We start from the raw sequence: 8043 nt of genomic DNA on the forward strand, positions 1-8043 counted from the left end.
TCTTGCAGAGCAGCGAACTGAGGAAGCATTCGCTGGTGCGTCTGAACGACCTGTTATCGACGCAGCGGGTTGGGTACCGCTTTCCCTGGTCAATCTGGCTTGATTCCTTTCAGTTCCAAGCCCCGTCCTTTAGGGCGGGGTAATTGACTGTTTATCGATCTTCTACAGTTGCGTGTTGTGTAGGCATTACCGTTCGTGGTGAGCTTGTCGAACCATGAACGGCCTGCCCTAGAGATCCCCCGCAGAAGGCAGCCATAACCCCTCGGCCGTCGTGATCCCGCGCGCGCAAAGCACGGCGCGCAGCGTGGCCCGCGCCGTCACTTCTGCCGCCATGGTGGCCAGCGTCATCATGCCCAAAGTCTTGCCGCTGGCGCCCGTGCCCAGCGTGAACAGCGTGTCGCCATCCGACATGGTGTGCACCGGGTTGATCGCGCGCGCCAGGCCGTCGTGCGAGACCACGGCCAGGCGATGCGCCTGGGCCTTGGTGATCTGCGCATCGGTGGCGATCACGCCTATCGTGGTGTTGGTGCCCGCGAGCACCGGCCGCGGCGCTTCGCCGCGCAGCAGCGCGCGCCGCGTATCGCGCAGTTGACTGCCGTCGTCGGTGCGCGCGCCGGCAATCACCCGGCCCGTGTCCGGGTCGAGCACGTCGCCCAGCGCATTGCAGGCGATCAGCGCGCCCACGGTGACGCCGTCGAGCGTCACCGAGGCCGTGCCTATGCCGCCCTTCATCGCATGCGCCATGCCGAACACCTTGCCCACGCAGGCGCCCGTGCCCGCGCCCACATTGCCTTCGGCCGGCGGCGCGCTGCTGGCCGCGGCGCAGGCCGCATGGCCCGATGCGGCGTCGGGCCGTATGCGCGCATCGCCCACGCCCAGGTCGAACAGCACGGCCGCGGGCACCAGCGGCAGGCGGGCATAGCGTACGTCCAGACCGACATCGTGTTCCTCGAGCCAGCGCACCGCGCCGCTGGCCGCGTCCAGCCCCCAGGCGCTGCCGCCCGCGAGCAGCACGGCATGCACCTGCTCGACCAGATTCGTGGGGTGCAGCAGGTCGGTCTCGCGCGTGCCCGGCGCCGCGCCGCGCACGTCGACGCCGCCGACCGCGCCCGCGCGCGCCATGACCACGGTGCAGCCCGTGGGCCGGCGCGCATCGGTGTGGTGGCCGACTTCAATACCTTGCACGCGGGTGATGCTGCCGGCGGACGGGGCCATGCGTTCAGCGAAAGTCGATGGAGTCATGCTGCCATTATGGCCAGGCCCTGGCGGGCCTCCAATGGCCCCGCGTTGCGCTCGCCCTGGCTGGCTTCGGAGACAATCTCGCCCATGAGTGACCTGAGCGAAAACAATCCCCCCGCGAACCTTCCCCCCCAGTCCACTACCGAATTGCCGCCAGGCTGGTTCGAAGTGCTGTCCATGGACATGGATGCCCAGGGCGTTGCCCGCCAACCCGACGGCAAGGTGGTGTTCATCGACGGCGCCTTGCCCACCGAGTTGGTGAGCGCCAACATCCACCGCAAGAAAAACAGCTGGGAGCGCGGCAGCCTGACGGCCATCCACCGCGAATCCTCCCAGCGCGTGACGCCCGGCTGCCCGCACTTCGGCCTGCATGAAGGCGCTTGCGGCGGCTGCAAGATGCAGCATCTGCACGTGTCGGCCCAGGTGGCCGTCAAGCAGCGCGTGCTTGAAGACAATCTCTGGCATCTGGGCAAGGTCAAGACGGAAATGATGCTGCGCCCCATCGAGGGCCCGGCCTGGGGCTACCGCTACCGTGCGCGCCTGTCGGTGCGCTATGTGATCAAGAAGCAGAAAGTGCTGGTCGGCTTCCACGAGCGCAAGAGCCGCTACATCGCCGACATGGAAGTCTGCCGCGTGCTGCCGCCGCATGTCGACAACATGCTGATGCCGCTGCGCGCGCTGGTCGCGTCCATGGATGCGCGCGAGACTTTGCCGCAGATCGAAGTCGCCTGTGGCGATGACGTCACCGCGCTGGTGCTGCGCCACATGGAGCCGCTGTCCGAGGCCGACCAGGGCCGTCTGCGCGCGTTTGCGGCCGAACAGAACATCCAGTGGTGGCTGCAGTCCAAGGGGCCGGACACCGTGCAGCTGATGGACCCGCCCATCCAGGAGCTGGCCTACAGCCTGCCCGACTTCGGCATCACCATGCCGTTCAAGCCCACCGACTTCACCCAGGTCAATCCGCACATCAACCGCGTGCTGGTGACGCGCGCGCTGCGCCTGCTCGACGTGAAAAAGACCGAGCGCGTGATCGACTGGTTCTGCGGCCTGGGCAATTTCACGCTGCCGCTGGCCACGCAGGCGCGCGAAGTGCTGGGCATCGAAGGCAGCGAGACGCTGGTTGCGCGTTCACGCGAGAACTTCGCGAAGAACCAGGCCCAGCGCCCGGCGGGCGATGCGCTCGCCCCCACCGATTTCGTCGCGCGCAACCTGTTCGCGATGACGCCTGAAATGCTGATCGCCGACGGCGTGGCCGACAAATGGCTGGTCGACCCGCCGCGCGAAGGCGCATTCGCGCTGGTGCAGGCTCTGGCCGACATCCACCAGGCGCGCATAGGCGCCGAAGACGCCGTGGCCTTGCCCGAAGGCAGCGAATCCTGGCAGCCGCCGCAGCGCATCGTCTATGTGAGCTGCGCCCCCGCGACGCTCGCGCGCGACGCCGATCTGCTGGTCAACAAGGCGGGCTACCGCTGTGTCAGCGCCGGCGTGATCAATATGTTCCCGCACACGGCCCACGTCGAAAGCATGGCGGTCTTCGAAAGAGCTTGATAAGCATGCGCCCCTGAGCGGGCCTGGCCCGCCCAACCGCCTTCACCCTGAGCCGGTCGAAGGGCGGGCACCCGCGGGGAGCGGTATCAGCTGCGATTGCGCGCAGTCGCAGGACGCAGTTCGGTTTCGATCTCGCTGTCCGGCGTGCGCACAGGCTTCTCGCGCTGGGTGATGACCGAAGGCGTGCCTTCGATCTTGTTTTCGCGCATGTACTGGTCCATTTCCTTCCAGCCCGCAAACACCAGTGCCTTGGTGGACCTGGGGTTGAGCGAATAACAGTCTTCGAGGCCGCGCAAGGCATGGCGGCAGGCGCTTCCCACTGCCTTGGCTTCGTTTTCCCGCGCCACGACCTGCGGCGTTGGCCCGATGCCGGGAATGTTGCAGCCAGCGAGCAGCAGCAGGGGGAGGGCGAGAAGTGCAGACCGCATGGTGGTAGGGGCGTATTTGGACATGTCTCCTCCATTATCGGCAGCTTGTGCGAAAAGTTAAGGGCTTGCAGCTGGGCCAGCGACGGACCGCCCAAGAAAAAAGGCCCCGAAGGGCCTTTTTCGAGGGACGCAGGGGCGCTAATTACTCGCGGCTGCCACCCAGGCCCAGCAGGCTCAGCATGAACTGGAACACATTGAACAGGTCCAGATACAGTGCCAGCGTGGCGCTGATGTAGTTGGTTTCGCCGCCATCCATGATGCGCTTGAGGTCATACAGCATGAAGGCGCTGAAAATGCCGATGCCGGCCACGGAGATGACCATCATGCCAGCCGTCGAGCCGACAAACATGTTGACCACGATACCTACCAGCAGCACCATCGCGCCGACGAACAGCCACTTGCCCATGCCCGACAGGTCGCGCTTGATCACGGAGGCCACGCTGGCCATCACGAAGAACACGCCTGCGGTGCCGGCAAATGCCGTCATGACCAGTTCGGAACCATTGCTGAAACCCAGAATGGTGCCGATCATGCGCGACAGCATGAGGCCCATGAAGAACGTGAAGGCCAGCAGCACGGGCACGCCCGCGGCCGAATGCTTGGTCTTCTCGATGGCGTACATGAAGCCGAAAGCGCCGCCCAGGAAAACGACGAGGCCGACCACGCCGCTCAGCGATGCCGTGATGCCCGTGGCAACGCCTACCCAGGCGCCGAGTACCGTTGGCAGCAGGCTCAGTGCGAGCAGCCAATAGGTATTGCGCAAAACCTTGTTGCGCTGTTGCTGCGAGACACCGTAGCCCGCAGAGCCCAGTGTGGTGACTTGTTCATTCATTAGGACGTTCTCCTTCATATATGCACGATTGCATACTCTATTCTAGGTGGCGACGCCAGGCCGGAATTGCAATACCCCGGCGTTGCGTTGGTTATGGTGTCGAATGTTTTGCGCTGGGAGTGCCCAGTGGGGCCGCATTTGGCCGTTATGCTGTTCCTTTTTTGCCGAAACCTGGCCTTAACACGGAGCCTTTGCATGAAGACCAAGCACGAACTCGAATTCGCCGACGTAAAAGCCATTGCCGCTGCGGCCGAAGCCGAAGCGCTGAAAAACAAGTGGGCGGTGACCATCGCCATCGTCGATGACGGCGGTCATCTGCTGTGGCTGCAGCGCCTCGATGGCGCGGGCGCGATTTCGGCGCAGATCGCTCCGGCCAAGGCCAATACAGCGGCGCTGGGCCGCCGTGATTCCAAGGTCTATGAAGACATGGTCAATGGTGGCCGCATCTCGTTCCTGAGCGCTCCCGGCCTCAAGGGCCTGCTCGAAGGTGGCGTCGCCATCGTCAAGGACGGCCAGGTCCTCGGCGCCGTGGGTGTCAGCGGTGTGAAGTCGCACGAGGATGCGCAGATCGCGCGCGCGGGCATTGCGGCCATTGGTCTCTGACATAAAGCACTCCCTGAGCCGCTGCGCCCTGGGCGGGCCCCGGCTTCCCCCTCTCATCCTTCGGTGGAGGGGGACGGCCGGCTAGGCACGACACCATCGCTGCGGGGCGGCCCTTGCTCGGTGTCCCCTTGCTGGTGCATGCTAGGTTCATAAGACAGTGAACAGGGCGATCACCTAAAACCCAAGCGCAAAAGCCGGTCGATGACCGGCTTTTTGCATTGTGTCAGTGGAAAAAAAGCCTGGCTACGCGGACAGACTCCGTTGGCTGGCAAAACGACCCGGATCGGCATGGCTGCCAACGGGTCGCCCCACGATGAACCATGAATTACTTGGTGAGAATCAGCTTGCCCAGTTTGGTGGCCTGCAGGCGGTAGGGCATGCCGTTGTGCAGGATGGTCACGCACTTGCGCCCCTGCAGCAGCTCGGTGCTGTTCATTCCCAGGGAGCTTTCGGCGTGCAGTGTCGATTCCAGGGGCTGGGACATCTGAATGGAAATTTGGCTGGCTTGGCCTGTGCGGGGCAGGGTAAGGGTAGCGGGCATGTGTTGATCCTCAGGTCGGTGTGTTTGCTAATGATATTGATTCTCAATCACATGTCAATCTTTTCCGGCCCCGCTTTGTAAGTAAATCAATCGCACGTCAGTGCGGTGCCCCCGTCAACGTGGTGTCGCGTCAGAGGGGTGGGCCGCAAGCTGTGCCTGTGCCGTCTGGACAAGCGCCTGCAAGGTCGGGCGTGCTGGTGCGAAGAAGGTGGTGCCGGTGTGGGGTGTAGAGAAATCCAGCAGCCGGTCGTACGCGCCCGGTGGATCGCCGAGGTACATGCGTTGCAGCATTTTCTCGATGACCCAGAGGTAGCGCGAATAGCCTATGAAATAGGTGCCGAATTCGCGCTGGCCGGGTCGGCCAAACGGCATGTTGTCGCGCAGGATGTCGTGTTCGTTGCCATCGGCATCCACGATCGTGGCCAGCGACTTGTGGGATTTGCGTGGCGCGGCGTCGTCGTCGATTTCGATATTGTCTATCTTCGTGCGACCGATGATCTCCTCCTGCACAGGCGTCGGGGTCTGCGCCCACGCACCGAGGTCGTGCAGGTACTTCTGGACTACGACGTAGCTGCCTCCCGCGAACTGTGCGTCCTCATGACCCACGAGTGCCGAGGCCGGCAGGTCGAGGCCGGTGGGGTTGGCGGTGCCGTCAACAAAGCCCAGAAGGTCGCGCGCATCGAAATAGCGAAAGCCCGACACTTCATCGACGACGCTCACATGGGGGCCGAGCGCGTCGAGCAGGATGCGCTCGAATTCGAAGCACAGATCAGTACGTTCGGATCGGATGTGGAAAAGAAGATCGCCCGGCGTCGCGGGCGCGGTGTGCACCGGGCCCTGAATCGGTGAAAACGGCTTCAACTCCTGCGGGCGCCGCTCGACATGGAGGCGATCCCAGAGACCACGACCGATGCCGACGATGCATGACAGCTTGGCGGAAAGATCACGAAACCCGACCGTCTTGACGATGTCGTCCAGTCCATCGAGCGCCGAGCATATGTTGGCGAGAGCGGCCTGCCCGTTGTCGACGGTGACCACGAGAAAGACGGCGGCACGCGACAAGGGCGCGTCGATACTTTGCGCGTCGATCGGTACTCTGTCCCAATTCTTTTCCGTCATTGGAGATGCGTCCCTTCAAACGTCAACATATGGAGGCTTCAGCCCTGGAGGCGGACACCGCTGCTCATGAATATAGCTGACATGCCGTGTGGACGCATCTTGATCCAGGGCGGATGGCCGCTTTTCAACGGTGCCGTTCGTTTCACATCCCGAGGCTGGCGCAGGAGGCACGGTCGTTGACGTCACAGGGGTTGCCTCCCAATGGAAAAAGCCCTGCCTCCGCAGACGCGGAGGGCAGGGCTTTTGGCCGGAAAGCGCGGTTTATTGCGCAGGGTCGGTCACGAAGCCGATCTTGCGCACACCGGCGCGCTGGGCGGCGGCCATGGCCTGGGCCACGCGTTCGTAGCGCACGTTCTTGTCGCCGCGGATATGCAGGTCGGCCTGAGGCTCCTTCGCACCTTCGGCCTGCAGCTGGGCCACGAGCGCCTCATCGCTGATGGCCTGGGCGTTCCAGTGGTACTGGCCCTGGGCGTCTATGCTCAGGTTGACCGTTTCCGGCTTCATGTTCTCGGGCTGGTTGGTCGCCTGTGGCAGGTCGACGTTGACCGAATGCTTCATCACCGGAATGGTGATGATGAAGATGATGAGCAGAACCAGCATGACGTCGACCAGCGGCGTCATGTTGATCTCGTTCATCACCTCATCGGCCTCGTCCTGGGTTCCGAACGACATGGTCAGGCGCCTTTCTTCAGCGGCAGCACCTTGGCGGATTCGCCGTCGCCCTGGACATTCACGCGGGCACCGGTCACGAAGTAGGCGTGCAGGTCGTGCGCGAAGCTGTTGAGGTTGTTGAGGATCGATTTGTTGCCGCGCACCAGCGCGTTGTAGCCCAGCACGGCGGGAATGGCCACGGCCAGGCCCAGGGCCGTCATGATCAGCGCTTCACCGATGGGGCCGGCAACCTTGTCGATGGTCGACTGGCCCGTGGAGCCGATCGCGACCAGCGCGTGGTAGATGCCCCAGACGGTGCCGAACAGGCCGATGAACGGGGCCGTGGAGCCCACGGATGCGAGGATCGCCAGGCCGCCTTGCAGGCGCGCGGTGAATTCGTTGATGCAGTTGCGCAGGCTGCGCGTGACCCAGTCGCTGATGTCCAGCGCGTCATGCAGGTGGGCGCTGCTCTTGCGGTGGTGGGCCGTGGCTTCGCGGCCTTCGAGCGCGAGGTGGCGGAACGGGTTCGTCGGATCGGTGCCGAGCTTGGCCAGGCCGGTGCCGAAGTCTTCGCTGTGCCAGAAATCAAACGAGGCCCGCGCAAGCTTGCGGTACTTGAAGATGTCCAGCGCCTTGATGATGATCACGATCCACGACACGAGAGACATGCCGATCAGAATGACGGCGATGGCGCGGGTGACGAAGTCCCCCTGGGTCCAGACGTTGGCAATGCCGAAATGGGAATCCATGAATACTCCTGAAAATTATTCGAGAACAAAATTGATGGGCACGATGTTCCACATGGCTTCGGGAACACCATTGCGCTTGCCGGGTACGAAGCGCCAGCGCTTGACGGATTCGACGGCCTGCTGGTCCAGGCGTTCATAGCCGCTGGACTGGCGGATTTCTATGGTCTGCGGCTTGCCTTCGACGTCGATGAACACGCGCAGCACCACTTTGCCCTGCTCGCCCATGCGCCGGCTGATCGACGGGTAATTGGGCTTGGGGTTGTTGAGGTAGGCGGCGTTGCTCGACGGCAACTGGATCACCGGCGGTGCGGGTGGCGCGGGCGGGGCCGGCGG

General features: G+C 63.7%; 10 protein-coding genes. 2 read left to right on the plus strand and 8 right to left on the minus strand.

The features are described 5' to 3' along the window. Positions 1-228: 228 nt before the first annotated feature. Complete coding sequence (locus GVL12_RS25210; RefSeq protein ID WP_235033978.1) at positions 229-1242, minus strand: P1 family peptidase; 1014 nt, start codon at positions 1240-1242, stop codon at positions 229-231. Positions 1243-1326: 84 nt separating this feature from the next. Between GVL12_RS25210 and rlmD the strand changes: the two genes are divergently transcribed. Then, positions 1327-2787, plus strand: coding sequence for a 23S rRNA (uracil(1939)-C(5))-methyltransferase RlmD (gene rlmD / locus GVL12_RS25215; RefSeq protein WP_159918304.1), 1461 nt, complete (start codon positions 1327-1329; stop codon positions 2785-2787). Positions 2788-2873: 86 nt separating this feature from the next. Here rlmD and GVL12_RS25220 read toward each other — a convergent pair whose 3' ends face one another. Further along, positions 2874-3215 (minus strand): hypothetical protein, encoded by a 342-nt coding sequence (locus tag GVL12_RS25220; RefSeq protein ID WP_200844078.1) that lies wholly within the window; start codon positions 3213-3215, stop codon positions 2874-2876. Positions 3216-3357: 142 nt separating this feature from the next. After that, positions 3358-4047 carry a Bax inhibitor-1 family protein gene (locus GVL12_RS25225; protein WP_159918306.1) on the minus strand — a complete coding sequence of 230 codons (690 nt, stop codon included), beginning with the start codon at positions 4045-4047 and terminating at the stop codon, positions 3358-3360. Positions 4048-4242: 195 nt separating this feature from the next. Here GVL12_RS25225 and GVL12_RS25230 point away from each other — a divergent pair, with 195 nt between their 5' ends. Then, complete coding sequence (locus GVL12_RS25230; RefSeq protein ID WP_159918307.1) at positions 4243-4650, plus strand: heme-binding protein; 408 nt, start codon at positions 4243-4245, stop codon at positions 4648-4650. Positions 4651-4975: 325 nt separating this feature from the next. Here the strand turns inward: GVL12_RS25230 and hemP are convergent, their stop codons facing one another. The 5 genes from hemP to GVL12_RS25255 form a co-directional block, all read right to left on the minus strand. Further along, positions 4976-5134: a hemin uptake protein HemP gene (hemP, locus tag GVL12_RS25235; RefSeq protein WP_200844079.1), complete on the minus strand. Its 159-nt coding sequence runs from the start codon at positions 5132-5134 to the stop codon at positions 4976-4978. A gap of 171 nt (positions 5135-5305) precedes the next feature. Beyond that, positions 5306-6310 (minus strand): Dyp-type peroxidase, encoded by a 1005-nt coding sequence (locus tag GVL12_RS25240; protein WP_159918309.1) that lies wholly within the window; start codon positions 6308-6310, stop codon positions 5306-5308. Positions 6311-6571: 261 nt separating this feature from the next. Then, on the minus strand, positions 6572-6982 hold the full coding sequence (locus GVL12_RS25245; protein WP_159918310.1) for a biopolymer transporter ExbD: 411 nt from the start codon (positions 6980-6982) through the stop codon (positions 6572-6574). 2 nt (positions 6983-6984) lie between these two features. After that, positions 6985-7710 (minus strand): MotA/TolQ/ExbB proton channel family protein, encoded by a 726-nt coding sequence (locus GVL12_RS25250; protein WP_159918311.1) that lies wholly within the window; start codon positions 7708-7710, stop codon positions 6985-6987. 15 nt (positions 7711-7725) lie between these two features. After that, positions 7726-8043: energy transducer TonB (locus GVL12_RS25255; RefSeq protein ID WP_159918312.1), on the minus strand; the 318-nt coding region annotated here is incomplete at its 5' end.

The sequence above is a fragment of the Pantoea sp. 18069 genome, assembly GCF_902706035.1.
Lineage (GTDB): Bacteria > Pseudomonadota > Gammaproteobacteria > Burkholderiales > Burkholderiaceae_C > Comamonas.

Bases quoted from the DNA above. Each gene is read 5' to 3' on its own strand.
- GVL12_RS25210 (WP_235033978.1), bottom strand. From the start codon at position 1,242: ATGACTCCATCGACTTTCGCTGAACGCATGGCCCCGTCCGCCGGCAGC.
- rlmD (WP_159918304.1), top strand. From the start codon at position 1,327: ATGAGTGACCTGAGCGAAAACAATCCCCCCGCGAACCTTCCCCCCCAG.
- GVL12_RS25220 (WP_200844078.1), bottom strand. From the start codon at position 3,215: ATGCGGTCTGCACTTCTCGCCCTCCCCCTGCTGCTGCTCGCTGGCTGC.
- GVL12_RS25225 (WP_159918306.1), bottom strand. From the start codon at position 4,047: ATGAATGAACAAGTCACCACACTGGGCTCTGCGGGCTACGGTGTCTCG.
- GVL12_RS25230 (WP_159918307.1), top strand. From the start codon at position 4,243: ATGAAGACCAAGCACGAACTCGAATTCGCCGACGTAAAAGCCATTGCC.
- hemP (WP_200844079.1), bottom strand. From the start codon at position 5,134: ATGTCCCAGCCCCTGGAATCGACACTGCACGCCGAAAGCTCCCTGGGA.
- GVL12_RS25240 (WP_159918309.1), bottom strand. From the start codon at position 6,310: ATGACGGAAAAGAATTGGGACAGAGTACCGATCGACGCGCAAAGTATC.
- GVL12_RS25245 (WP_159918310.1), bottom strand. From the start codon at position 6,982: ATGTCGTTCGGAACCCAGGACGAGGCCGATGAGGTGATGAACGAGATC.
- GVL12_RS25250 (WP_159918311.1), bottom strand. From the start codon at position 7,710: ATGGATTCCCATTTCGGCATTGCCAACGTCTGGACCCAGGGGGACTTC.